The sequence below is a fragment of the Aminipila luticellarii genome (genome assembly GCF_004103735.1).
Taxonomy (GTDB): domain Bacteria; phylum Bacillota; class Clostridia; order Peptostreptococcales; family Anaerovoracaceae; genus Aminipila; species Aminipila luticellarii.
In genome coordinates, this window is record NZ_CP035281.1 from 131,947 (window position 1) to 156,720 (window position 24,774).

Below are 24,774 nucleotides of genomic sequence, written 5' to 3' on the forward strand. Positions count from 1 at the left end.
GTTTGAATACACCTCTTTCTCCTTTTATTATGTGGAAAGTGATACCTGGATATACTGCACCCTTTTGTACAATTTTTACTTTACCCTGTGTAATCATAATAACATTTTTTCATGCCATCGTCACCTATATAAATAGGCAATGCCCGCTCTGTCTAATCAGAAGAGTAACTGCCAGAGAAAATGATGTAACCAATCAAACCTGGCAATCCCAACGCATAGAAAAAGAACCGCTATTTCTAGCGGTTCCCCAATTGGTATCCCCGGTGGGAATCGAACCCACAATTAAGCTTTAGGAGAGCTTTGGTATATCCATTTACCTACGGAGACATAACAAAATTTTCATTATAGTCTATAGTAGCATATTTATCTGAGACTTTCAAGAGGTTACTTGAAAGTCCCCCTTGGGAGTGCTATGATATACGCATAACATAAGATGATGAAGCGGAAAGGACGGAGGAAAAATGACAAAGAATGTACTTGTGATAACTGGGAGTCCAAGAAACGGAGGGAACAGCGATTTACTTGCAGATGCTTTTATTGAAGGGGCACAGTCTGCCGGGCATACGGTAACGAAATGGAAAGCTGCCGAAAAAAATATTGACGGATGTCATGCCTGTGAGACTTGTTTCAGCACGGGGAAGGCATGCAGCTATGATGATGACTTTAATGAATTGGCACCTCTTTTAGCCAAGGCGGATGTGCTGGTGCTGGCAACACCTGTTTACTGGTTCAGCTATCCTTCCAAAATAAAGGCCGCGATTGATAAGATGTATTCTTTTTATATGGGACAAAAACCTTTAAAAATAAAGGAATCGGTGTTATTGACCTGCGCTGAGATGGACGATATGTCGGTTTTCGACGGCGTGAAAGCTACGTATGATCATATCGTGGACTTTTTACAGTGGACAGACAGAGGATGTCTTGCTGTACCAGCCGTCCAGCATGTGGGCGATGTGGTTAAGACAACGGCATTACATAAAGCCAGGGCCTTGGGAAATGAGTTATAAGCTTTTATATAAATAAAAATTATGTGAATATGAATCAAAGAAATACCCTGAATCGAATATGAATTGACCCAATACGTTAGACTTTATTGGAGTCAGTTCAGTATGCTCAGGGTATTTGTTTTAAAAGCGGCTTTATAAAAGTCCTGATGAAATGCAGCTGGTGGGTGCCATGTGATTCCCGGCGGAGTGAGGCTGCTTATATGGCGTGGCTGTTCAGTCCATAATAGGCCAAAAGCAGGTCTACCATGCGGCCGTAGCTTTGTATACCGTCAGACTGAGCATTTGCTTTGAGATAAGTATCGTTGACAGCTGTTGAAATGCGGGAAGCTGTGCCTTGGTGCTTTTGCCAGTACTGTTGATTCCTTTTAAGGTCCGCGGTAGCTCTTTCCGGTATTTTGCTCAAAATACGCTGATATTCTTCTTCCGTACTGTCCTCGTACAGAGCATTCAGCACAAAACTGAGGGCATTTATTGCGCCGCTGTAACGAAGTTCCTCCGATTCGGAATTGGCACATGCCAGATATGCGATAAATCCCGCGTCATCCTCCCCAATATAACCTTGCAGATGCGAAAGCTCATGACAGATCGTATAAGGCTTTATGTAATCGGGCACATCCTTATTATAATTGGCTTCAATGGTGTAAGGAGAAAAAATTCCGGTCAGACCGATATCGGACATCCAGGAGGACATAATCACAGGCTTCGGGTTAGGATAATAACCATTAAGAGATGGATATTTTTTCCCTAAAGCTTCCATGGATTTTTTCGTTTTTTTATGTAATGCAGTCATACTCATATCCCCTTCGGGTGTCAGCGAGTTAACATCGTCTATAAGCAATAAACATAAACTGACCAAGTTGTCATGAGAAGCAGGACCCGTTACGATTCCCATATCTTTGGCAATCCCATCCCGGGAATAATTTATACTGCATGTCAACGTAATCATTAAAAGAATTGTGGTGCAGAGACACAGTGCCGTAACCATGATTTTTGGAGTACGCAATAATAACCAGTGCCTTCCGCTTTTATGAAGGAGACTGATCAAAGCCGCAAATAATGTGAACAACACGCCGAGAGACAACAGATATAGGCTGACCTCAAAAACCGAAAAGGGGAAGAACGACAAAAGCCTGCCGAGCGTGTTAGGAAAGATAGGGAAGATATAGGAGGCGTATAACTGTGCCAAATCAGGGCATGTGCGTGCAATAAAAATCAGAGCCGCGCATATGACCGGCCCGCAAGCAGCATAAAGCAGCGGGTATTTATAGGTTTTAAAAAACGAGAGCAGATTTATGTACATAGTAACTTCCTTATATAATTTTATTTTAAGCAGCAATGCTGTCTATAACAGTATATAATAAAATACATGATTGTTTTCAAAAATAAACAAAAATTAATCTTGTAATTTATGGGACATTTTTAAGGATGAAAATGGTATAATAGTCCTTGATGAGCTTTCAAACGAGTTCAGGTTATTGAACCATAAATCACGAATTGACGGGAGGAGAAAACTGAATGGGCCGTTTTTTTAGTAAGAAGTATGATAGATTGAAACCGTACACCCCTGAAGAAGCTATACAGCAAAAAAAGACTATCGTTTTAAATCGAACAGAAAGCCCATATCCGGCCAGCCCATTTGTTTACCGGTCGATTGATCAGTTTGAAATAGATAATTTAAGAATGTATTCGGATTCGCATATGGGTAAGCTGATAAAGGTAATTGCAGAGCACTTTGGGATAAATGAAAACCAGATAGCTGTCGGAAACGGCTCAAATGAAATCTTGGCTTTGGCATTTATGGTATTTCAAAACGAGGGCAGAAAGTTTTACTTTCCTGAAATGAGCAATGAGTTTTATGCCATATATTCGGATGCTTTCCAAGTAAATAAAGTAGAGATACCGCTATCGGAGGAACTAAGTATAAATCCGGAGGATTATTTTGATCTGGATGGGACTATTGTGCTTACTAATCCGAATATACCAACAGGCATGGCGCTGGCGACCTGTGAGATTGAAAAAATTCTCTCAACAAATCCCAACAATCTGGTAATTATTGATGAGGCCTATGTAGATTTCGGGGCTGAGAGCTGCATTCCGCTAGTGGAACGCTTCGATAATTTAATGGTTGTACAGACCCTTTCAAAATCAAGGAATTTAGCGGGTGCCAGAGTAGGCTTTGCTATTGCAAATGCTGAAATTATTTCTGATCTGAACAGAATCAAGCATTCCTTTGATCCGTATAGTATCAATACATTATCGCTCATTGCAGGAACCGCCGCAATGAAGGATAAGGATTATTTTAAAAAGGGTGTTAATGATGTGAAGAAAACAAGAGAAAACTTCTCCAAAGAAATGAAGGCCTTGGGTTTCACGGTCTTAGATTCTAAAGCAAATTTTGTTTTAGTCAAAAATAATTCCCTGACAGGGGAAGAATACTGCGAGGCTTTGCGAAACAAAAATATATTGGTGAAGCATTACACGAACTTTAAAATAAAAGACTATGTCCGAATCACCATAGGGACGTTCGAACAGATGGAATCCTTTATCAAGGTGACAAAAGACATTTTGGGGATAGAAGAAGAACCAAGCGAGAATTTATGATTCGATTTTATGGCGGAGATAAAAGGGAGCCCTTCTTTATAGAAGTGCTCCTTTCTTTTCTTCTTTTTCCAGCTTCTTGTCAAATTTCCTTAATCTTCTCAGGGTTACTTTTCGATAAATATAATCACACAGAAGCATCAGTGCAAATGTAAATAAAAACAACGGAATGGTGATAAACAAAACGGCGATAGGCGGCAGGTCATATTTGATATAGTTCCCAACGCCGATTATTAGGCTCATGGTCAGTGCGGACATGATATATAAGAACATATTAAACGTATAGTTCTGCATCTCTTTCGTATATAGGTTGCCTTGTACTGCGTTCAGGATCAAATTTAAAATGCAGACGGCAAAAAGGATCACCAGCTCCGGCATATAATACATCGGAGCATCCAGCATGACCATTTGTAAGATGGCACTAAAGGCCAGCAGAAATATGGCTATAGTCCAGCATATCCTCGTATTTTTTAAACTTTGTAATTCTTGTCTTTCATCCAGTATTTTTTTACTTTTCATGGACATCGTGGTTCACCTCCCAAAATAAATCATCCAGTGTTTTGTTTAGTGCTTTACAAATTGCTATGCACAAATTCAGGGTAGGATTGTAATTCCCTGCTTCTATCATTCCGATAGTTTGACGGGTAACGCCTACTTGATCTGCCAGCTTTTCCTGAGATAAATCGCATTCGATTCGAGCTATTTTCATCTTTTTATTCTTCATCAGCGCGCCTCCTACAGGTTCATTATAGGATACATCAAAGTAAATGTCAAATATATATTACATTTTAATTATAATATATTGCGAAATGCAATGTTAAAGTAAATAATAGAGCAAACTTGTAAAAAAGAATGAATTTTTGGGTCCAATTATTAAAAATAATTTTGTAAACTTCAAAAAATATGGTATAAATAAGCATGGGGTAAATTTTCCCGGATAAGAGGTAAGCAAATGAATATATCATTAAATGAAATCTTAAAAAACAATATATTTAACAGCGCAGTTGTATTGGCGGGACAAAATGGAATTGGCAGAGAAGTAAAAAGAATCTTAGTATTTGATTATCCCTGTAATAATGAAATCTTGAACAGAAAGACCCTGGCCAGCGGGGATTTATTTATTACGTGCCTGGAGCAGTTCCGGGAGGACCGGGATGGGATTTATGATTACATAAACGCTCTGATCGCAACAAAAAGCAGTGGCTGCTGATCGTGACAGATGAGCATATTGACATTATTACAGAGGACATTAAAAAAATCTGTAATGATCAGGAATTTCCATTAATTTTTATTAAAGACGATTTACCCTATGCTGTGATCATGGACACAGTGAACCAATATATTTCCATTGAAAATTTAAATCTGATTCATAATTTAAAATTGGACAAGATTATGTATGGAAGCATTTCGGAAGATGAAAAGATGGACATTCTATACAGTATCAAACCGGATGTCAGGCAATATCTGCGCACAGTTTATGTAGACGGAGAATTTAATTCTGAAATGGAGGAACTGAAGAATTATTCGACCTATTTGAACAATGCAAAGGACGTTTATGTCAGAAATAATGAATATAAGATTTTTATTCTGAGTGCGGATAAATTAAAAGAGCTGAAACATCATTCGGATGATGTGGCAGCCCAGATAAGAGAATTTATAGAGAACCCAAGAGTGGGGTTCAGCAGGATCTATCATAAGAAGGATATAAGCAAAGCTCTTGAAGAGGGGAAGCGTTCGCTGGAAACCGCTAAAACGATGAATATGGAGTTTAAAGAATATAATCCGCTGTCTGTTATGCAGCTGCTGGTTCCTTTAAAGGACACGCAGGAGGCTCACGATTTTTATGATGCCTATGTGAATGCAGTAAAGGATAAAGTATCCGCAGAGAATTTGAGAGAGGTTCTGTTGACTATGGAGACTTATGTAGCGAATGCAGGGGATTATAAAGTTACGGCAAAAGTCATGAGCCAGCATGAAAACACCATCCGATACCGGGTGAACAAGGTGAAGTATGCACTGAATATGGAGAATGATAATATTAAATTTAACGAGACCCTCGCCATTGCCGTAAAACTCCGAATATTAATGAACAGGGCTTTAAATTAGAAGGTTGGATACAAAATAAGAAGAAGCGCTATTGCCTATAGGACAAAGAAGTTCCTGTAGTATAAAATAATCTCAGATATGTTGTACTGGGATTATTTTTTTATGTAAAAAATATCGAGACCACTTTTTGTTGACAAACATCAGGTAAACATATATATTGATAATTGATATATCTAATTACGATATAAATGACAGCAAAACAGGGATGCTATATCATAAAAGAGTACAGGGAATAGACATAAACATTAGGGGAGTGATTACATGAGGCATATTTTTAGATACTTTAGCTTTGACACACTGGACTATAGAGCCGCCGAGAGATTCTTAAATGACATGGCGGAAAGGGGCTATGAATTTAAAGGTACAGGAAAAGGATGGATTCGCAATATAGCCATTTTTGAAAAAAATGAAAGAGCCAAGGAAAGGAAATATGCTATAGATGTGGCTAAAAGAAAAGAAGAGGAAAAAGAAAGCTATTACAGATTTTATAAAGATTTAGGCTGGGAAAAAGTAGATTGTTTTCATAGCAGCATGTATATTTTTTCTGCACAAAAAAATAATACTGTGAAGTTTTATACGGATAAGCTTTCAGAAAGAAGCATGCTGAAAAAAGCGGTCATAAATAACGGAGAATTATCCAATCATATTTCTCAATTCATTTGCATGCTGATTATTTCCAGCAGTTTCATGGGAGGAAAAGAAAACAGAAATGATTTAACGGTATATGGTTTTAAGATATTTTTCAGCTTGATCATGGGATATTATGCGTTGAAAGTGGCAATAAAATTGATATATGCATTGAAAGGCTGGAAGGCACGGGATACGCATGCAGAAGAGCAAATCCAACGAGCTTTAAGAGAAATAAATAAAGTATGCCAAATCCTCTTTTTTTTATTTTTACCTGTCGTTTGTCTAATAAGATTTTTTTATCATATGTGGGAAAAAGAATTTGTTATAAAGGGCGCTGCCGGAATGGAACTGGAGCTTATACAGCTTTTGCTGTGTATGGCTTCTATATTGATCACATCCGTGACGACCTATCTGGTGGCAATGTATCCGGACAAGGATCGGTGGAAAGTATTAGACTTTATTGGGATTTTTATGTATTTTGCAGCATTATGGTCTTTTCTAACTTATATCCTTTAAAAGGCCGAGGTACAGAATAAATGTGGACGGAGGTTAAAAATGGCAAGAGAACAATTAAAGACTTTAACAGAACCTATGTATTATATTTTGCTTTCACTGATTAGAGAAAATCATGGATATGGAATCATGCAGAGGATCAGCCAGCTTACGGAAGGAAGAGTTACGGTAGGCGCGGGAACTTTATATACGTTGCTTGGCAGATTTGAAAAAGAAAAAATCATTATTCAAGTAGCAGAAGAAAACCGAAGAAAAATTTACAAGTTATCTGAAAAAGGACAGAACATTTTAAAAGAAGAATTTGAACGATTAAATAAGATGGTTCGTGACGGGCAGAAATTTATGGACTATGAAGGAACAAGACCGGATCCGCCGGAGGATAACACGGGTACTGGCATTTCCATGCCGGTGAATGAAACGGCCGATCAGCAGGCAGCTGCTCCTGCCGGAGGAAAGGACAGAGAAACCCCGCGGGGAGATGGGCAACCTGAAAAGGGATTTGGGACGGGAAATCTTAGAAAAGGCGCATTCTTTCCAGTATAATGAAAAAAGTTCGTTATAAAAGATCCTTCACGATCAGCAGGATTAAATTATTATTATAAAGCTCCAGCGCAAAATGGGAACGGCCCAGGTTCTCTATTAAAAGAGGTAAGACATTCGGATGGATCAAAGTAGCTGCGGGAAGCATCAAGGCTAATAGAATAAAGGTATACACAATTCCCTTGATAAAACCGAAAAGCATTCCCATACATCCGTCAAAAAAACCGGTAATGCCGTCGTTGTGCTCTTTCGAGAGAAGGGAAATCAGGACATGAAGGAATGCTTGTACAGCAAATACCACCGCCAGAAAACAGACGATGGTAAAGAACAGATTGGATAAACCTGTTGAAACAGAATCGGATAAAGAGTGAATCATATTGGTCAGAGGTGTCTGAATAATAGTCGGCATACTTCCCTGCATTTCAGCAGGAGAAATGGTCGTGCTGACTTTTTCGTTTATATTTCCGTAAATCGCGGGATACAGACCGGTGTGATCTAAAATAAAGGTATTAAATTGGGGTGACCATATAAATGCAGCGCCAAGGGCAGCGAACCACCCGATGGTGTGAATGAAGCTTCGGAGCAGCCCATGTCTGTAGCCCCGCACCATAGTACCGATCACCACGGCTGCAATGAACATATCAAGTATCATAAATTAATCTCCTTCCCCATATATATGTATATAGTACTAAAAATGACAGGGGAGGGCAATATGGAATACTCAAAATATAACAAGGCGATGGTGCTTCTTTCTGAGGAAAATCGAGATTTTGCTGCAAAATCAGATCAGGCGATATATGGAAACTTAAGAATCGAAACCGGCAATAGCAAGGGTGCCATTTCCTTAAGCGTCCAAAATCTACGGTTTTTTGAGCGGAACCGTTATATCTACAAGCTGATCTTGTTTGGCGAAAAAAAAGAGCGGACAATTCATGCCGTCATGGGCTCACTGATTCTAAACCGATTTGGCACGGGTGAGAATTATTTTCGGTTTGATCCCGGCAATGTGGACGGAAGAGGAGGACAGCTTTCAGATTATTCGGTAGCCATTGTGGCCGCAGTATCCATGCGGGATAATAAGGAACCGCTGCATCCTGTATTAAAGGGCAAATTGGCCTTTTCAGGGAGCAATGTAATCGCAGCTACGGCAGAGAAGCTTAACAACAAGGAAGAAACAGAAGAACAGGAGACGAAAGAAGAGCGCAATTTATTTGATGAAGCTTTGGAGACTAATCCTTACGATGTGCAGGATTTTGCGAAGAAGCAGCGAACAACCTATAATTATTTTTATAATCAGTATGTGAAAGATCTTTGTGAAAAGACTGCTAAAGCAGCAGAGCTTTATGATTTGATTCTGCCTTTCAGCAGAGACCGGACAGGAGCAAAGTGGAAGCGGATTGCAAATATTAAAAATTTGCCGCTGGTTTCACCGGGAGCCATGTGGGGAGCCTCCAAGTACAGACATTATATATTCGGAGAAGACCAGAAGCTGTATTATGTAGGCATACCGGGAAGATTTTTAAATGAAGAGCAGCCCGAAGGGGGAAAATCCGGTTTCGTTTTATGGCAGCCCATTGTGGGTGCGGAGAATTTGGAAGCCACAAAAGCAGAGTGTTCTCTGGAGAACAGAATGATTGCTTATGGCTACTGGATTACGGCTATAGATAGAGAAACTGGTGATATTATTGATCCGATGCAGAAGTAATTGGCGAAATCTAAAAAATGACAGGGGGTTACCCTGTCATTTTTAATAGACCGTTTCGATTTAAAATCTTTATACCCTTTCTTGATACGGCTATGTGTCCTTCATTGGACAGATATTTCAGTACCCGGGAGACGACCTCTCTGGCGGTTCCCAAATGACTGGCAATCTGTTCGTGGGTCATCACAATCGTATCGCTTTGATCTAAAGCAGATTGCTCTAAGAGGAAAATGGACAGGCGTTTATCCATTTTCATAAATAACACCTGCTCCACTACCCACATGACTTCGGAAAACCGCATAGAAATGATTTCATTCATGAAGCTTTCCACGTGGGGATTTCTTTTGGCAACTTTATCGTAAACAGCCGCATTTATGATTGCTACTTCTGTTTTGATTTCAGCAGATACATGAACATCGAAAGAGATATTCCTGATCATGCAGGAAGCGGACAGCATGCAGGTATCCCCGTCAACAAGGCGAAAAAGAGTAATCTCCTTTCCTTCATCAGAGAGCATAAAGGTACGAAGCCTTCCGCGGATAACCCCTAAAACTCCGGTACATTCCTGCCCTCCGCCGTGGACAACCTCTCCGGGCTTAAAAGTACGGATAACCGTATTTGCGGCAATTTCTGCTTCTTGGGGCGGTGTAAGCTCCTTCCAAAAAGGATATAACTCAGAAAGAAGGTTTTTGTCAACCATACATATCACCTCTAAACCTGATTTTAGTTTTATGCTTAGAATCATTATACCACACAAGCTACGTCGCCGTGTGATGCAATGATTCTTTCCCTGCGGCAAAGCCGACTTCAATCAATAGAATCATTATACCATACAATGTGACTTTATCACTGAAACATTTTAGAAAGCCTGCTAAAATGAATGTACATTTTGATGGGAGGATAAATCGATGGATAAGAAAAAGGTTGTTATAATAGGCGGAGTTGCAGGGGGAGCTACTACTGCGGCTAGGCTTCGAAGACTGGATGAAAATGCAGAAATCATTATTCTGGAAAAAGGCGATTATATTTCTTATGCCAACTGCGGGCTTCCTTATTACATAGGGGATGTCATAAAGGAGCGGGAAAGCCTGCTTCTCCAAACGCCGGAAGCGATGAAAGAACGTTTTAATATAGAAGTACGGACAGGGAATGAGGTGCTTTCCATAAACCGAGAGGAAAAGAATGTAACGGTAAGGAAAGCGGCAGACGGCAAAGATTATAAAGAAAGCTATGATACGCTGGTAATCGCAACAGGTTCCGCGCCAATCATTCCGCCAATAGACGGAGTGGATGGAGACGGCATTTTTACCCTTTGGAATATTCCGGATACAGATAAAATAAAGCAGTACCTTATTGAAAAAAAACCAAAGACGGCAGCTGTTATCGGAGGGGGATTTATAGGGCTTGAAATGGCAGAAAATCTTAAAGAGGCAGGCTGTACCGTGTCTATTATAGAGATGCAGGATCAGGTCATGACTCCCGTAGACTTTGAAATGGCACAGCTGGTGCATGAAAATATTAGGATGAATGGGGTGGAGCTTATTCTGTCAGATGGTGTAAAAACCTTTGAGAAGCTTCCGGACTTAAGTACCGAAAAGACTCGAATCACACTGGCCAGCGGGAAAACGGTGGATGCGGATCTGGTCATCTTGTCCATAGGCATTAAACCCAACAGTGGGCTTGCCAGGGAAGCCGGATTAGAATTAAACCAGCGGGGCGGAATTGTGGTGGATGGCAGCTTGAAAACTTCCGATCCGAATATTTATGCCGTGGGCGATGTCATTGAGGTGACCGAATTTATTGAAAAAGGAAAAACAATGATTCCGTTAGCAGGTCCGGCAAATAAGCAGGCGCGTATCTGTGCGGGAAACATTGCCGCTGAACTTAGAGAGCCGGATCAGGGCATAGGGGCTTCTCATAAAGAAACGACAGCAGGAACGTATGGCGGTACCCAGGGAACCTCCGTAGCCAAAGTATTCGATTTAACAGTGGCTGCAACCGGATTAAATGAAAAGACACTTATCCGAATGGGAAAGAAAGCGGAGGAGGATTATTTTGTAACAATTATCAGCCAAAAATCTCACGCAGGATATTATCCGGAAGCAGTGCCCATTACATTAAAGCTGCTGTTTTCGCCAACGGGTCAAATTTTTGGAGCACAGATTGTTGGGGCAGATGGTGTGGATAAACGAATTGATGTAATAGCCACAGCCATTGGATTGGGGGCAAAGGTTACAGATTTGAAAAAACTGGAGCTGGCTTATGCACCTCCGTATTCTTCCGCTAAAGATCCGGTAAACATGCTGGGCTTCGTCAGTGACAATCTTCTGAATGGGCTTGTCCGATTTGTTCCTTGGGACGGACTTGAAAAGAGAGAAGAGCTTGCTCAAAAAACGGGAGTATCCGGGGTTACGGTATTGGATGTGAGAGAACGTGTTGAAAGAATGGCATTTGAAGTAGAAGATTCCGTACACATACCCCTTGGACAGCTTCGAGGCAGGATCAATGAACTGAATAGGGAGCATCTAATCGTCACCTTTTGTGCCATAGGCGTCCGTGCTTATAATGCAGCAAGAATTCTGACGAACGCCGGATTCCCGCATGTGGCGGTTTATCCGGGTGGAGCGGGCTTTTATAAATCGGTGCTTCACGACAAGAGCGGCGGAGCTTTGCAAGGCTGTTTGACTGAGCAGCCCATTGAACCGCAGAAAGAAGACGGTGATAGAAGGGGCTGTGCACAGCAGGGAGATGAAATAGATTTAAACAACGTGGTTATAACAGAAACGCTGGATTGCAGCGGTCTGCAGTGCCCGGGGCCTATCATGCGCGTATTCAATTCAATCAACCAGATGGAGGATGGTCAGATCATCAAGGTATCGGCTACAGACATGGGTTTTGTTGCAGATATAGATTCCTGGTGCAGGAGAACAGGCAATACGTTGGTAAAGACTTGTAAAGAGGGTCGGCAGCATGTTGTGTACATCCAAAAAGGAAACCGTCAGAAGGATAAAGGCGGTGTCGGGAAGGGCGCCCAGGAAGTAGCGGAGCTGCCTCAGGGAAAGACACTGATTGTATTCAGCGGCGATCTGGATAAGGTCCTGGCTTCCTTTATTATCGCAAACGGCGCAGCAGCTATGGGCAGACCGGTCACTATGTTTTTTACCTTCTGGGGACTCAATGCCTTAAGAAAAGCGGAAAAGCAGCCAGTAAAAAAGCCTTTTATTGATGGAATGTTTGGCAGGATGATGCCGAGAGGTACCTCTAAATTAAGGCTCTCCAACATGAATATGGGCGGTTTGGGAACCAGAATGATGAAAAAAGTCATGAATGATAAAAATGTGGAATCCTTAGAGGATTTAATGAAAAGGGCTATGGAAAACGGCGTCAAGCTGGTAGCCTGTACCATGTCCATGGATGTGATGGGAATCACCAAAGAAGAATTAATAGAAGGTGTTGAGTTTGCAGGTGTTGCATCGTATCTGGGAGATGCGGAGCAGTCTAACGTAAACCTGTTTGTTTAAGATAAAAATATAAGAACAAAATAGAAAAGAGAAAACGACTCCAAGTCCACGGTATTATAGGGACAATTTATGGAAAGCAAACCGAATACGAAAAACGAGGGTAGGAACCAGCATTAATCGGTTCCTGCCCTCGTTTTTCGTACATAGTTGCTATTTGCTTTTCTCACACCGTCCTTACATGTTTCGTAAGCGTCAACCTTGACGCTCCTGTCGAGTGAACCATCGGCGTAAAAGTAGTACAAATTGCCGGATATTATCCAACCGTCCTTGGTAAAGCAACTGGTCTTTTTAAGCGTTGGCTCCGCCGATAACCTACCAGCCGATCAACATCCGATGGCCAGAATAGTACCGATGGTTGTGGCCGTCTTTCTCCCAGCCAATTTTCAGTGTTCCAACGGTGTTGAAGAAATACTTCACGCTGTCAATCGTTCGCATACTGGTAAGGGACTTGCCATCCTTGTAGCTGATCCACTGGCCTTGGCGGTTGCTGCCATCTATCATAATGCCCGTATTGAACAGCTGTTACTACTATTTTGTTAGCATTGTCAACGTCGAAGCATCCGCGTATGTTGCAACGGTATGTGTGGCAGGTTCTCACAAGAAACTGTGTGGTTGGGTACAAACTGCCCGTTTCCATATTCATATGACAAAGAAAACATTAAAAATGTTGTCCGTACACAAGCTGTTATAGGTATTTCGTTATTTTATTTACTGAAATTCCAGAGTTCTATTGATTTTTTCGTTTAGACGAAGCATAATAAAATAAATATGCTGAGCTAATTGGAGGCTACTGTGATGAATGGGTACATGACGGTTCAGGAAGCCGCAAAAAAGTGGTGTGTTACGTCACGTCAAGTTCAACTCTGGTGCAAAGAAAATAAAATTCCGGGCGCTCAGATGTACAGCCGTATTTGGATTATTCCAGAGACCGCTAACAGGCCGGAGGCAAGGCGTAAAGCAAAATAATATTACCAGTATGTGAGATTTTTCATATATCAAGGCATACAACAGAGTGAAGGAGGGGTGTACATATGGCTCAAAAAACAAAAGAGCAGATAAGCTATAATATGAGCCAAGTGCATAGCACCGATTCGGCTCTTGAACGAGCATTCGTCAATGAATTAAAGCGTCGTGGCATCACTACATATTCGAAAAACGATCGCTCTGTTTTTGGAAAGCCTGATTTTGTCTTTAAGGCTCGTAAAATTGCTGTTTTTTGTGACAGCGAATTTTGGCACGGATATGACTGGGAAAACGCAAGAAAAGCTATCAAGTCTAACCGTGAATTTTGGATTCCAAAGATTGAAAGAAATATTAAACGTGATAAAGAAGTTACTGATAGGCTGAAAGCCGAGGGTTGGACTGTGCTGCGTTTTTGGGAACACAGAATAAAAAAATCGTTGAACGAATGCATCGATGAAATTATAACAGCACTCAGAACACCAATGCCGCAGATACCGTACAGAACGATTGATCTTTGTGCGGGAATCGGAGGAATAAGGCGCGGTTTTGAATTGACCGGATTTTTCAAAAATGTTTTATCAGCAGAAAAAGATGCATGGGCTTGTAAAACGTATAAGCACATTTTCGGCGAAGATCCTAAGAATGACGTGACTTCCGAAGAATTTAAACTACTCGTTGATCGGACGCCCTACGATGTGTTGCTCGCAGGTTTTCCGTGTCAGACTTTCAGTAGAGTTGGGTTGGAAGAAGGCTTTGAGAACGAAGAAAAAGGGAAGATATTTCACCATATAGTTGAAATTATTGAGCGTACGCGTCCGTGTGCTTTCCTTCTTGAAAATGTTGATCATTTGGTGACGCACGATAAAGGCGCTACATTCAAGTTTATTATTGAAGAACTGACCTTAAGGCTTAAATATAAAGTCATCGGTGTTTCACTAAACAACGACGGCAAACCCGTTTATACAGGCAAGGATTTTATTCGCAACTCACGAAATTTCGGAGTTCCTCAAAATCGTCCGAGAACATACATCATCGGATTTGACAGCGAACGATTTCCGACAGAGCTTTTGGAAGTGTTGCCCACGGAAATCCCGAAAGAGCGAGAGGAAAGAATATACACCGATTTGAACGATTTGTTGGAACAGAATGTGGAAGCAAAATATTACATGGCTTCCGGCTACCTTGAAACCCTCAAACGCCATCGCGAAAGGCAGGAAGGCAGAGGTTACGGCTTTGGATACCGTGTGGTCAACGAGGAAGGAATTGCTTCCCCCGTGGCAAACACTTTATTGGCAACCGGAGGTTCCGGCAAGGAACGTAATCTGATATATGATCCGCGAGAAGGAATCGGCGGTACGGAAATTAAGGGCAAAAAGACACCGCTGAACGATGAAGGCATCCGTGTAATGACTCCCACCGAATGGGGGAAATTACAGGGTTTTATAAATTATGCGTTTTTGGACGAGAACGGGCAAGAAGTCTTTTCTTTCCCGGACGGCATCCCTGACGCCCAAAAATATAAACAGTTCGGAAATTCTGTTACCATTCCGGCAATAGAAGAGATGGCTAAGTTTATTGCGGAGTGCTTTGAGATACTCTGCCGTAAGATGTAATAGGAGGACTCGGATATGACTGACCAACAAATCCTGTGTCGACTTACTGAAAACTGTGACATCTTTTTCGAAAATTCACTAATATCCAAAGAGCTTATTATCCAAAAATACGTTGATTTTTTTGTGAAATCAATTTTTTCTAAAGGGCACTCATCAAGCGTGGCGTTACACACTGGGTCAGTGTGTTTTGATATTGTTGCCTTTATCATGGCGGCTCTTGCTTGTGTTTCGATGGATGAAACCGATGCTGATGAAATTATCGCTTCTTTAAATATTGGCGATTTGGTGCTGTATAACAATGTACGTCATCGTTGGCTCGGTTTTGATACAAGAAACGAAATGCAGTATATGAAACTGGAGCAAGACGGCAAGAAGAACTATGGCAATACAACTTCTTGGTTACCTGTCGAGCGGAATAAACATAAAATCAAGCCATATAACGGTACCGCTGTTACAACTGACGGCAGAGGCATACGAAGAAAGAAATCCAACCGTTCTGATTTTATTTCGTATATTACTGGGAAACCGTTGTCAGAAATTCCCGCCACAACCGGCGTTTCGGCTGTCATTGTGGCAGACAGAGCAGTGTTTGACCGTATTCAAAAAGGTGTTCGTATAGAATACGACGAAAAAAGTATTACTCTTCTTGATATCGTTCCGGCATCGTATTACACAGACGGCGAAGAACCGTATCAATTTGGAAACAATCCTTCAAAGGCAGAACCGGTACTGAAAATTGCCGGAAGAGTGTCAGTAGCCCGTGACCTTGTGCTGGACAAGCACGGAAACAGGGCTGTTGGACTTATGGTTATTGGTTCTGAACCCACATCGAAAGGTGCCTCGGAACTTGAGGACTTGCTCGAAAGAAAGTCTTTAAAATTTACGCATATTTCCATGAGCATTGATTCTGAAAATGTCGAAAAGTATGTCGACAAAAAGGAAATATCTGCGGTTTTTGCTTGCACAAAAGATTTTTTGCTTCAGCATTTAAAACCAACTGTAGTTTATAATCCGTTTACTAACGAGCTTGATAAACAAGTAAATAATATCGTCAATAACGAAGTGAGGATTGATGTAATCGATGGAGGTTGCTCTTGGGATGTCTACAGAGACATTAGAAATACACTGTTTATTATCAGGCAATCGAACTGGGATGAGGAGAGAAAAAAGAACTTTATCGTTCCGGCGCATTCATTACTTAACTTATTTACCACCGCTGTATTTCCGATGGAAGCAATGGAATCATCGGTTGCAAACGGTGAACTTCAACTCGGTGTCGCTTCCCCTTGCGCCAAAATAAACGAACTTTGGAAGGCGGCAGAAAGCTCCGGCTCTTTTGAATTGCAGTGCATTTTTGTTGCCGATGCTCTGGATGATTTGTATAAGTCTATTTTGAAGGATTCCCCCAAATATCAGGCTCTTCGTGAATTGGTAAAAAACTCATTTGGTGAAAAAATAGCTATCATTATTCCTAAAGCGTATTATGCTGATATTTTGAAAAAGGAACCTCTTTTCTCCGACAAACGGATTTACATAATGACCGCAAACCGTTTTGACACAAGCCAAAGCTATGATAAAGTGATTGTTGTCGGAGACTTTTCTGGGAAACGGTTTGACGCTCTGAAATGCAGAGCTACCGCCGATATTATCGTGCTTCTTTATGAATGCGAGACCCACTGGTTCAAGCGCAGAAAGCGCAAAGCTTTAAAATTCGAAAAGAAGCTTAATTTAATCAGCGGTCTATATAACAATTTAGACGAGAGTGCTATTGACGAATTCGACGAGGATGACGAAACTGTAGAGCGTTTCGAAGGCGAGTCTTTAGATTTGAATGAATATGTAGATACAATAAGCATCTTTGACATTCGCAAGTTTGTCGCTGGAGTCGCTGCTACCGGTGAAAATGCACAGATGTCGGAAGTTACGGCTATAGGTCGCTTTACAAGCGGCGAGCAGATAATGTTCTCCAGGTTTTACAAAGCGGTTGTATATAATCCAGCATACAGCAAAGAAACGATATCAGAAACTGATGTCGATAAACTAAATGCTGGTGACAGACTCGTGTTTACAAAGCGTGACAATTTCACCAGAAACATTGTTGATTCCGTTTTTGACGCTTTGCAAGCTTCGCGGAAATTAAGCAAGGATGTATGCGACGCCGCAGATAAAGCATTTTGGTGGAAAGAAATTCTTCGTGATTATCAGAAATCAAGAAATCTGTCCTACAGACAGCTTGCGAAACAACTAAATGGGTTCGGCTGTACCGTTCAAGAACAAGGCATACGACAGTGGCTCGTTTCCGACAGCCACATTGTGGGTCCGAGAGAAGAATCCACCTTGCGGCAAATTGCGGAAATGACACAAGATCCCGATTTACTTGGTGATGTGTCAGGTTATTTCAACGCTTGTAGAACCGTTCGACGGCAACGCAAAAAGATTCTAGAACTTATCGCAAAAGCGATTGAAGATAAACTGAGCAGAAATCAGCCACCTCATGATAGCGTGCTTGAAATCGTTTACAACAATGTCGAAAACCTGTCGGAGATATTGGAATTGGAAGTCATAACTCTATTGGATGAGGGCGTTTCGGTTCCGATTAACCTTATTAACAAACCTATTACAGATATGGAGGTTATATCATGACAAGCAACGAAATTCGGAACCATCTTATTAATGCCCGAGATGAATACATCAACTTGATAAAATCCGAACTTCTCGGACCGGGCTCGGAGTTTAGCGTTCCTGACATTGAACATGAATTAATCTCCAGCAGTCCGATGAGCCGCTATTCCGTAGGAATTCTGTATCCGCAAGGGAATCAGGTGAACCAAGATAATGACGAAACCGTGCCTATAACCGAAACGAAAGAAAGCGTTTTTGAAGATGAATCTGCGATTGGAGAAACGGAACCGTCAGAGTTGGTATTGACTGAAAGCAAAGGCAACCGCAGCTATGAATTTGACGAAACCGCCGATGAGAACCTTGATGAGGAAATTGAACTTTCGGCGCAATATATGCCTTCTTCGATGGGGATAACATTCATCGTCAAAGGCTCGGCGGATATCGTTCGCGGGAAGGTTTCTCTTGCTACCTACAGAAACGCCAAAATTCCCGATTGTGTGGTGCCTTATACTCCTGCCAACGGAGCGGATGACTATGTTGTGCCGTCGGAGTTTTCGCACATTATGAATTATGACAAAGAGGAAAAAGTTTTCCGTCTGTTAAGGTCGGTTCAGAAGAAAGAAATTAGGGATATTTTCGAGCGAGACACAATTTCGGAAACCGATCACGATATTTTGAAACAGCCTGCTTATCGTTTGGCGGAGCTTTGTCGTTCAGCTTATGTTCGCGAGCCGCACAATGATATCGAATTCGTCCTTGATTTTTCCGGAAGTGATTATATTGATGCAAACAGGGATATTGACGGAACGACGGCAAAGGTTACGGCACTCAGAACAAAAATTTCCGAAGGCATATGGTCACTTAGCATAATGCTCGTTAACGGATTATCTGAAGTGCCTGCGAAGGCATATCATTGTATTTATCAGCCCGTTTTGGAAATCTCTTCTGCGGATAACGATTTTGTTTTTATTGAAAGCAGTGCTGAAGCCGATATTGACAACATGGACGATGAAGAGCAGTCACTTGACTTGCTATACAGAGACAAGAAAATTTTTGGAACCGGGCTTGGCGTGTCCGTGGATTGGAGTATTGACAAAAACGGTGACGGCAGTATCTGGAGCGATTATTTCCCGATTTCCGAAGTGCCGCCGATGAGTTTTGACCTGCCGTCAAACGATAAAATATCGGTTGAGCAGTTATCCATGAAGTATCTTTCCGATTTGGACAAAACGGACAAATCTACGAAACTTGGTGCCTTACAAAGTCTCGTGGACTTATACAAAACATGGGTTGTTGAACTGGAAGGCATCACTTCAACGCTTGATCGAGATACAAATCCGCTGCTGCCAAAAACATCGCCGAATGCAAGCGAGCTTATAAACGAATGTATTCTGGGCTTGCCGCACTAGAAAGTGATGAGAAAGCATACTCCGCTTTTGTCCTCGCGAACAGAGCCATGTTCATGCAAAGGGTACACCTTCGGATGCAACAACAGACTTCGGATACTGACTGTTATCCCGGTGATGAAAAAATTGCAGAACTTCTTCAAGATATGGATTATCGTCAGCAGGATGATAAGGACTGCCGATGGCGTCCGTTCCAGATTGCGTTTCTATTGATGGACATTAATTCTATCATAAACGACGAATCACCTGAACGGGATATCGTTGATTTGATTTGGTTTCCCACAGGCGGTGGTAAAACTGAGGCTTACCTTGGATTAACTGCTTTTACGATCTTCTATCGCAGACTGACACATCTTACCGAGTCAGGCGGCACGGCGGTTATTATGCGCTATACTTTGCGCTTGCTTGCGGCTCAACAGTTTACCAGAGCGGCAACGCTCATCTGCGCCTGTGAGTATATCCGCCAAGACTGCGAAGCCAGAAAGCGCGTTTATCCGGCATATCCTCTTGGCAAAGAACCGATAACGATTGGTCTTTGGATCGGAGGAAGTCACATTCCGAACAAAAATGATGATGCCAATTTCCATCTTAAGAAGCTACTTGCCGTTAAAGATCATTTCTATGTGAGGAATGAGAAAGATCGTCACAACAAGTTTCAAGTTTTGAAATGCCCGTGGTGCGGCACAAAACTTGTTAAGGATGATAAAGACAAAAAGCTCGTCGGTTCTTGGGGATATAAAATGCGGGACGGAAAGCACTTTTATATGTCTTGCACACATGAAGATTGTGATTTTACGGCGAAACTGCCGATTCAAATAATCGATGAGGAACTCTACAACAATCCTCCGACACTTCTGTTTGGTACAGTTGATAAATTCGCCATGTTGCCTTGGGACGGTCGCATCGGTTCTTTCTTTGCCGTGAATAGCGACAACCGTGCTCCCGAACTAATTATTCAAGACGAGCTTCATCTTATATCGGGAGCCCTCGGAACTATAGTGGGTCTGTATGAAACAGCCGTAGATGCTATTTGCAGTCAAAAAGGGGTGCGTCCGAAAATTATCGCTTCTACGGCTACAATCAAAGAGCCAAGGAACAATGCTCGGTTTTATATAATCGCGATGTTGTTCAATTCCCGGCACCGGGATTGGATTCAGGCAACTCGTTCTTTGCTCGTGAAGCGGAAATATCTTATGAAAACGGAGTCTTCGGACGAAAATATGTCGGGCTTATGCCTTCCGGCAAGACTAAGGCAATGATGGAAATTCGTGCAATGGCGGCTTTATTACAAAGGATTCACATGATGAAATTGCCCGATGAAGTCAAAGACAAGCTATGGACACTGACCGCATATTTTAATAGCTTGAAAGATTTGGGCAAAGCTTCCACACTTGTGGAAGATGACGTTAAAGACTTTATCATCCGAACCGCAAACAGGCTGTTCACATCGCGTCGTTTGATTGTCAGTGCGGATGAGCTTACCAGCCGTGTCACCACTACCGAATTAAATGAAACGCTGGATAAACTTGAAAAACTGGAATACTCACGAATCAATATGAACAATAAACGTTATGCTTCCAACGTTCTGCTTGCCACAAATATGATTTCCGTCGGTATTGATGTTGCGCGATTGAATGTTATGCTTCTCGTCGGACAGCCGAAGCTGACCAGCGAATACATTCAGGCATCCAGTCGTGTCGGTCGTTCATATCCCGGAGTCGCTTTTGTGCAGTATGATGCGACAAAAAGCCGTGACCGTTCTCATTACGAGCGATTCAGAGCCTACCACGAGTCCTTTTATCGATTTGTTGAACCCACCGGAGCCACACCGTTCTCAAAACCCGCACGGGAGAGAGCGTTACACGCCGTTGTCACGGCGATGTTATCTCTCTGCCCTTTAAGCATAAGACCCATCAGGCCTGCTCCCGTCAGAACACGACCCAGCCCCGCAGTTGCCAGAGGCGTCGTATTGTGAATTTTTCTTGCCTCTTCTACCATGTCTGTGCTAATGGTCAGATAGACTCTATACATTTTACTTTTATCTATAGCAATTATGCTTTTCCCATTTATAAAATTTCTCCTTTTAAACATATCGTTTATTTACGATGAACTATCTTTGTTAATTCTTCTGTCAGATCGACGATAACCTTTTCAGATTCTTGAGCTGTATTGGCCCTTTGCCGATAAATAGATTTTAATTTTAGGCTCCGTTCCGGAAGGTCTCACCGTAAAGGAGCTTCCTCCTTCCAGCACCACTTCTATTACGTCTGACTTGGGAAGATTGATACAGACCGAACCGGACGGCTGTCCGTCTTCATTCAGAAAATACCGTTCCTGCTTCTGATAGTCTGCTACTTCCAGAATCGGTCTGCCGATCAACCGGCTTGGCAGTTCTTCTCTGAATCTCTGCATGAGCTGATTCATGATTTCCATGCCCTTTGAGCCTTCAAAAGTAAAATCGATCAGATGATTCTTAAAGTATCCGTATTCTTGATACAGTTCCTCCAGCCGATCAGCAAGCGTCAGTCCTTTTTCTTTGTAATACGCCGCCATTTCGCAGATGAGCATGGAACCGTTCACCGCATCCTTATCTCTTACATAGGTTCCCGACAGATACCCATAGCTTTCTTCAAATCCAAACAGGAACTCCGCTTCTCTGTTCTCATTTTCCAGAAATGCAATTTGTTCTCCGATAAACTTAAAGCCGGTCAGCGTCAAAATCATCCGAACTCCATGCTTCGCCGCAATAGCAGCCGTCATCCGAGTGGATACAATGGTGGTTATCACACACGGATTCTTTTTTAATCCGGTTTCTGCCTTCTTTTTAATCAAAAAATCGAATGAAGGACACCCACCTCGTTGCCGGATAGAAGCCGGTAGACCGGCCGGCTCTCCTTCGCCTTACCATTTCTGCCTTCTTCTCCCCTGCCGCTGCTTTCGCAAACAGCAAGACCACTCTGTCACAGTCCGGATCCGTCGCCAGAAGAATACCGGAATATCTGCGGTCTGCCCGGAAGCGGCGGCTTCTCGGGCAAGCCTGCCGCAAAGTTCAAGCCCCAGTTCAAGAGCTTCTCTTTTTCAGGATTGGGATAGGGGCAGGTGGGGAAATGGCCGTCCGGCAGTTCCTGTTCCTTCACCACAGCAATTTTGTGACGCCGATCCGCTCCAAAATAGCCCGTACCGGTTTGTTCCCTGTGCCGTTCAGCGGGGTATACACTACGGACAGCCTGCTTAAAGCCTTTCTTTCTTCCTCAGAAGATAAGGTGCTCTCAGCCTGCACCGCATCCAAATAGTTTTTGACCGTTTCATCCCCCAGCATATTCAGTATACCATCTCCGCCACTATATTTAACATCTGTAAAAATATCCAGCCGTTCTATATATCTGAAAATTTTCTCCGCAGCGGTCAAGGTGACCTGACATCCGGAATCGTCGTAAACCTTATATCCGTTATATTTAGCCGGGTTATGACTGGCCGTGATCATAATGCCCATAGAACAGTCCATCTGCCTTACAGCAAAAGAAAGAGCCGGTGTGGGCATCAATTCCTCATATAATATACATCGATATCGTTGGCAGTCAATACCTGCGCAGCTATTTTAGCAAAAACCTCAGAATAAATGCGGCTGTCATAGGAAATGGCAACGGAAGTCCCTGCCTGATTCTTTTTCTGCCTTAGCGGAGAATCCATCCGGTACTCCCCTGCTCGAATATAATCTGCTATTCCCTGAGTCGCCTTCGCCACCGTGTATATATTTAATCGGTTCGTACCCGCTCCTAAAATTCCTCTCAACCCGCCGGTGCCAAACTCTATATCTTTATAGAACCGCTCATAGATTTCCTCTCCGGCATTTTCCAGAGCCGCACATTCTTCCAGATCTTGAAGTAATTGCCGGTTTATATTTTTGATCTCTTCATTACTATTATGTAAATGAATCTGTTCTGTTAAAAATTCTTTCCAGATCTCATATGTTTTCATTCTGCAATCTCCCGTGTACCCGTGAATATTCGCCTGTAAAGGTCATTCTATACTATTAACAATATATTTTTACCACATAAACATCTTTTTTTCACAAAAAAATCACAATACCGAGTTAATATCAATATACATTAATTATTGTACCAATCAGGAACCTGAGTACAATAAAAATTTAATATATTAGGAGGGATTTGTAATATGGATCATTTTAAGAAACTATTATCCGGGGGAAAATCAGGAACCGATACATGTAAACTTCGTCATCGTGGACGAACCATCATCTTCGTCTGATTCGAATGCAAATCACGGGTCAAGACCGAAACACAGGTTTCACTTTAAATCTACTAAGGGAAGTATCGCACTCCTGGTTGTCTTATGTCTCCTTGCTTCGACCATTTTCGGATTCGGCGGCGCCATGTTCGCCAACCATATGATCACCGGAAGTGACAGCTTCGGCAAACGTTCCGAAGCAGACGGCAAGTTAAGTATATCCAATACCGGGACTACCATAGAGCAGTCCACGGACGGAAATTTGACCATCAAAGAGATTGCGGCTCTGAATGCCAACTCTGTGGTGGAAATAAAGACCGAAGCTATGGTAACAGATTCCTGGATGCAGCAATATGTTACGGAGGGTGCCGGAAGCGGAGTGGTCATTTCTGCTGACGGGTACATCGTAACCAACAACCACGTGATTGAGAATTCCAATAAAATTACCGTTACCTTAAAAAGCGGCAAATCGTATTCGGCAAAATTAATCGGCCGGGATGATGAAACGGACATTGCCGTTTTAAAAATTGATGCCTCAGGGCTTACTCCGGTGGTCTATGGGGACAGCAGCGCACTGGAGGTCGGCGATTTATCTGTCGTAATCGGAAATCCTCTGGGAAGTCTGGGCGGAACCGTTACTGCCGGAATCGTAAGTGCTCTGGATCGCTCCATTACCATTGACGGCAAGAGCATGACGCTGCTTCAAACAGATGCTTCCATTAATCCGGGCAATTCCGGCGGCGGCATGTTCAATCAGAATGGAGAGCTGGTGGGAATCATTGTTGCCAAATCCTCCGGTTCCGATGTCGAGGGGCTGGGCTTTGCCATTCCGGTCAACAAAGTGAAAAAAATCGCTCAGGAGCTGGCGGATTACGGATATGTACGAGGAAGAATCGATACCGGCATGACCTTCGTAGATCTAACTTCCATGCGGAACGCCGTTTATTACGGGGTGACCAGCCTGGGGATCTACGTCAAGAGCGTGGACAGCGATTTTGCCAAGGCAGCCGGTTTTAAGAGCGGTGATATGATCTATTATGTAGGCGATAAAAAAAATCAATTCCGCATCGGATCTGACCAGTGCCTTTGACGGATATAAGGTGGGGGACAAGGTGCAGATTACAGTGGTCCGCAACAATGATAATGAAATGAAAAAGCTGAATCTGACGCTGGGAGAAAAGACCAGCAATTAGTCCGGAGAAAATTCAATCACTCTACACGGTGTGATTTTCTCATATACAAAGAGGGTGTGTCCTGATTTTATTCCATCAGGACGCACCCTCCTTTTGCTTTTCGATTAAATTT

At 42.3% G+C, this 24,774-nt stretch carries 22 protein-coding genes, 1 tRNA gene and 2 pseudogenes; 15 read left to right on the plus strand and 10 right to left on the minus strand.

The window, feature by feature from the left end; all coding sequences use genetic code 11:
* Positions 1 to 252: 252 nt before the first annotated feature.
* Positions 253 to 327 (minus strand) — tRNA-Arg (locus EQM06_RS00620).
* 134 nt (positions 328 to 461) lie between these two features.
* Here EQM06_RS00620 and EQM06_RS00625 point away from each other — a divergent pair.
* The gene (locus EQM06_RS00625) at positions 462 to 1,007 is read left to right on the plus strand and encodes a flavodoxin family protein (RefSeq protein WP_128744498.1); all 546 of its coding nucleotides are present in this window, start codon (positions 462 to 464) and stop codon (positions 1,005 to 1,007) included.
* Positions 1,008 to 1,203: 196 nt separating this feature from the next.
* Here the strand turns inward: EQM06_RS00625 and EQM06_RS00630 are convergent, their stop codons facing one another.
* Entirely contained in the window at positions 1,204 to 2,307 is a 1,104-nt protein-coding gene (locus EQM06_RS00630) for a DUF3810 domain-containing protein (protein WP_128744499.1), read from the minus strand.
* 215 nt (positions 2,308 to 2,522) lie between these two features.
* Here EQM06_RS00630 and hisC point away from each other — a divergent pair, with 215 nt between their 5' ends.
* Complete coding sequence (gene hisC / locus EQM06_RS00635) at positions 2,523 to 3,608, plus strand: histidinol-phosphate transaminase (RefSeq protein ID WP_128744500.1); 1,086 nt, start codon at positions 2,523 to 2,525, stop codon at positions 3,606 to 3,608.
* Between the two features lie 36 nt (positions 3,609 to 3,644).
* Here the strand turns inward: hisC and EQM06_RS00640 are convergent, their stop codons facing one another.
* Both EQM06_RS00640 and EQM06_RS00645 read right to left on the minus strand, forming a co-directional pair.
* Positions 3,645 to 4,130 (minus strand): DUF6773 family protein, encoded by a 486-nt coding sequence (locus EQM06_RS00640; RefSeq protein WP_128744501.1) that lies wholly within the window; start codon positions 4,128 to 4,130, stop codon positions 3,645 to 3,647.
* Entirely contained in the window at positions 4,114 to 4,329 is a 216-nt protein-coding gene (locus EQM06_RS00645; RefSeq protein WP_128744502.1) for a helix-turn-helix transcriptional regulator, read from the minus strand. The genes EQM06_RS00640 and EQM06_RS00645 overlap by 17 nt, the downstream gene beginning before the upstream one ends.
* A gap of 228 nt (positions 4,330 to 4,557) precedes the next feature.
* On the opposite strand from EQM06_RS00645, the gene EQM06_RS00650 reads away from it, so the two are divergent.
* The 4 genes from EQM06_RS00650 to EQM06_RS13315 all read left to right on the plus strand — a co-directional run bounded on the left by EQM06_RS00650 (position 4,558) and on the right by EQM06_RS13315 (position 7,397).
* Positions 4,558 to 4,815 (plus strand): PucR family transcriptional regulator ligand-binding domain-containing protein, encoded by a 258-nt coding sequence (locus tag EQM06_RS00650; RefSeq protein WP_128744503.1) that lies wholly within the window; start codon positions 4,558 to 4,560, stop codon positions 4,813 to 4,815.
* Between the two features lie 2 nt (positions 4,816 to 4,817).
* The gene (locus EQM06_RS00655; RefSeq protein WP_128744504.1) at positions 4,818 to 5,711 is read left to right on the plus strand and encodes a helix-turn-helix domain-containing protein; all 894 of its coding nucleotides are present in this window, start codon (positions 4,818 to 4,820) and stop codon (positions 5,709 to 5,711) included.
* Positions 5,712 to 5,972: 261 nt separating this feature from the next.
* On the plus strand, positions 5,973 to 6,857 hold the full coding sequence (locus EQM06_RS00660) for a DUF2812 domain-containing protein (RefSeq protein ID WP_128744505.1): 885 nt from the start codon (positions 5,973 to 5,975) through the stop codon (positions 6,855 to 6,857).
* Positions 6,858 to 6,896: 39 nt separating this feature from the next.
* Positions 6,897 to 7,397 (plus strand): PadR family transcriptional regulator, encoded by a 501-nt coding sequence (locus EQM06_RS13315; protein WP_128744506.1) that lies wholly within the window; start codon positions 6,897 to 6,899, stop codon positions 7,395 to 7,397.
* Positions 7,398 to 7,410: 13 nt separating this feature from the next.
* Here the strand turns inward: EQM06_RS13315 and EQM06_RS00670 are convergent, their stop codons facing one another.
* Positions 7,411 to 8,046: a CvpA family protein gene (locus tag EQM06_RS00670; protein WP_128744507.1), complete on the minus strand. Its 636-nt coding sequence runs from the start codon at positions 8,044 to 8,046 to the stop codon at positions 7,411 to 7,413.
* Positions 8,047 to 8,106: 60 nt separating this feature from the next.
* Between EQM06_RS00670 and EQM06_RS00675 the strand changes: the two genes are divergently transcribed.
* Positions 8,107 to 9,099, plus strand: coding sequence for a hypothetical protein (locus EQM06_RS00675; RefSeq protein ID WP_128744508.1), 993 nt, complete (start codon positions 8,107 to 8,109; stop codon positions 9,097 to 9,099).
* Positions 9,100 to 9,127: 28 nt separating this feature from the next.
* Here the strand turns inward: EQM06_RS00675 and EQM06_RS00680 are convergent, their stop codons facing one another.
* Entirely contained in the window at positions 9,128 to 9,796 is a 669-nt protein-coding gene (locus EQM06_RS00680; RefSeq protein WP_128744509.1) for a Crp/Fnr family transcriptional regulator, read from the minus strand.
* Positions 9,797 to 10,004: 208 nt separating this feature from the next.
* Here EQM06_RS00680 and EQM06_RS00685 point away from each other — a divergent pair, with 208 nt between their 5' ends.
* The 7 genes from EQM06_RS00685 (at position 10,005) to EQM06_RS13380 (ending at position 21,196) form a co-directional block, all read left to right on the plus strand.
* Positions 10,005 to 12,617: an FAD-dependent oxidoreductase gene (locus tag EQM06_RS00685; protein WP_128744510.1), complete on the plus strand. Its 2,613-nt coding sequence runs from the start codon at positions 10,005 to 10,007 to the stop codon at positions 12,615 to 12,617.
* A 795-nt stretch (positions 12,618 to 13,412) separates the two neighbouring features.
* Positions 13,413 to 13,583: a MerR family transcriptional regulator gene (locus EQM06_RS00695; RefSeq protein WP_128744512.1), complete on the plus strand. Its 171-nt coding sequence runs from the start codon at positions 13,413 to 13,415 to the stop codon at positions 13,581 to 13,583.
* Between the two features lie 65 nt (positions 13,584 to 13,648).
* Entirely contained in the window at positions 13,649 to 15,193 is a 1,545-nt protein-coding gene (vsr, locus tag EQM06_RS00700; protein WP_128744513.1) for a DNA mismatch endonuclease Vsr, read from the plus strand.
* Between the two features lie 15 nt (positions 15,194 to 15,208).
* Positions 15,209 to 17,836 carry a DrmE family protein gene (locus EQM06_RS00705; RefSeq protein WP_128744514.1) on the plus strand — a complete coding sequence of 876 codons (2,628 nt, stop codon included), beginning with the start codon at positions 15,209 to 15,211 and terminating at the stop codon, positions 17,834 to 17,836.
* Positions 17,833 to 19,224, plus strand: a complete 1,392-nt coding sequence (locus EQM06_RS00710) for a hypothetical protein (protein WP_128744515.1) — start codon at positions 17,833 to 17,835, stop codon at positions 19,222 to 19,224. The genes EQM06_RS00705 and EQM06_RS00710 overlap by 4 nt, the downstream gene beginning before the upstream one ends.
* Before the next feature lie 74 nt (positions 19,225 to 19,298).
* Complete coding sequence (locus EQM06_RS00715; RefSeq protein WP_128744516.1) at positions 19,299 to 20,480, plus strand: hypothetical protein; 1,182 nt, start codon at positions 19,299 to 19,301, stop codon at positions 20,478 to 20,480.
* 296 nt (positions 20,481 to 20,776) lie between these two features.
* Positions 20,777 to 21,196, plus strand: coding sequence for a helicase-related protein (locus EQM06_RS13380; protein WP_334295838.1), 420 nt, complete (start codon positions 20,777 to 20,779; stop codon positions 21,194 to 21,196).
* Here the strand turns inward: EQM06_RS13380 and EQM06_RS13385 are convergent.
* The 4 genes and pseudogenes from EQM06_RS13385 to EQM06_RS13445 all read right to left on the minus strand — a co-directional run.
* Positions 21,139 to 21,312: pseudogene (locus EQM06_RS13385) on the minus strand (Hsp33 family molecular chaperone HslO); the annotation flags it as partial. The gene EQM06_RS13380 and the pseudogene EQM06_RS13385 overlap by 58 nt on opposite strands.
* Before the next feature lie 60 nt (positions 21,313 to 21,372).
* The gene (locus EQM06_RS13020) at positions 21,373 to 22,053 is read right to left on the minus strand and encodes a phosphohexomutase domain-containing protein (protein ID WP_330548346.1); all 681 of its coding nucleotides are present in this window, start codon (positions 22,051 to 22,053) and stop codon (positions 21,373 to 21,375) included.
* Positions 22,046 to 22,267 (minus strand): hypothetical protein, encoded by a 222-nt coding sequence (locus EQM06_RS13025; RefSeq protein WP_230974984.1) that lies wholly within the window; start codon positions 22,265 to 22,267, stop codon positions 22,046 to 22,048. Before EQM06_RS13025 ends, EQM06_RS13020 begins: the two co-directional genes overlap by 8 nt.
* 87 nt (positions 22,268 to 22,354) lie before the next feature.
* Positions 22,355 to 23,199: pseudogene (locus EQM06_RS13445) on the minus strand (hypothetical protein).
* Positions 23,200 to 23,464: 265 nt separating this feature from the next.
* Between EQM06_RS13445 and EQM06_RS00735 the strand changes: the two are divergent.
* Complete coding sequence (locus EQM06_RS00735; protein WP_128744519.1) at positions 23,465 to 24,559, plus strand: S1C family serine protease; 1,095 nt, start codon at positions 23,465 to 23,467, stop codon at positions 24,557 to 24,559.
* Positions 24,560 to 24,774: the final 215 nt, after the last annotated feature.

Coding starts and splice junctions, on each gene's coding strand:
- EQM06_RS13380 (WP_334295838.1), top strand. CDS start 20,777: ATGAACAATAAACGTTATGCTTCCAACGTTCTGCTTGCCACAAATATG.
- EQM06_RS00710 (WP_128744515.1), top strand. CDS start 17,833: ATGACAAGCAACGAAATTCGGAACCATCTTATTAATGCCCGAGATGAA.
- hisC (WP_128744500.1), top strand. CDS start 2,523: ATGGGCCGTTTTTTTAGTAAGAAGTATGATAGATTGAAACCGTACACC.
- EQM06_RS00685 (WP_128744510.1), top strand. CDS start 10,005: ATGGATAAGAAAAAGGTTGTTATAATAGGCGGAGTTGCAGGGGGAGCT.
- EQM06_RS00675 (WP_128744508.1), top strand. CDS start 8,107: ATGGAATACTCAAAATATAACAAGGCGATGGTGCTTCTTTCTGAGGAA.
- EQM06_RS00680 (WP_128744509.1), bottom strand. CDS start 9,796: ATGGTTGACAAAAACCTTCTTTCTGAGTTATATCCTTTTTGGAAGGAG.
- EQM06_RS00630 (WP_128744499.1), bottom strand. CDS start 2,307: ATGTACATAAATCTGCTCTCGTTTTTTAAAACCTATAAATACCCGCTG.
- EQM06_RS13315 (WP_128744506.1), top strand. CDS start 6,897: ATGGCAAGAGAACAATTAAAGACTTTAACAGAACCTATGTATTATATT.
- EQM06_RS00625 (WP_128744498.1), top strand. CDS start 462: ATGACAAAGAATGTACTTGTGATAACTGGGAGTCCAAGAAACGGAGGG.
- EQM06_RS00645 (WP_128744502.1), bottom strand. CDS start 4,329: ATGAAGAATAAAAAGATGAAAATAGCTCGAATCGAATGCGATTTATCT.
- EQM06_RS00695 (WP_128744512.1), top strand. CDS start 13,413: ATGAATGGGTACATGACGGTTCAGGAAGCCGCAAAAAAGTGGTGTGTT.
- EQM06_RS00715 (WP_128744516.1), top strand. CDS start 19,299: ATGCAACAACAGACTTCGGATACTGACTGTTATCCCGGTGATGAAAAA.
- EQM06_RS00670 (WP_128744507.1), bottom strand. CDS start 8,046: ATGATACTTGATATGTTCATTGCAGCCGTGGTGATCGGTACTATGGTG.
- EQM06_RS00640 (WP_128744501.1), bottom strand. CDS start 4,130: ATGTCCATGAAAAGTAAAAAAATACTGGATGAAAGACAAGAATTACAA.
- vsr (WP_128744513.1), top strand. CDS start 13,649: ATGGCTCAAAAAACAAAAGAGCAGATAAGCTATAATATGAGCCAAGTG.
- EQM06_RS00660 (WP_128744505.1), top strand. CDS start 5,973: ATGAGGCATATTTTTAGATACTTTAGCTTTGACACACTGGACTATAGA.
- EQM06_RS00650 (WP_128744503.1), top strand. CDS start 4,558: ATGAATATATCATTAAATGAAATCTTAAAAAACAATATATTTAACAGC.
- EQM06_RS00705 (WP_128744514.1), top strand. CDS start 15,209: ATGACTGACCAACAAATCCTGTGTCGACTTACTGAAAACTGTGACATC.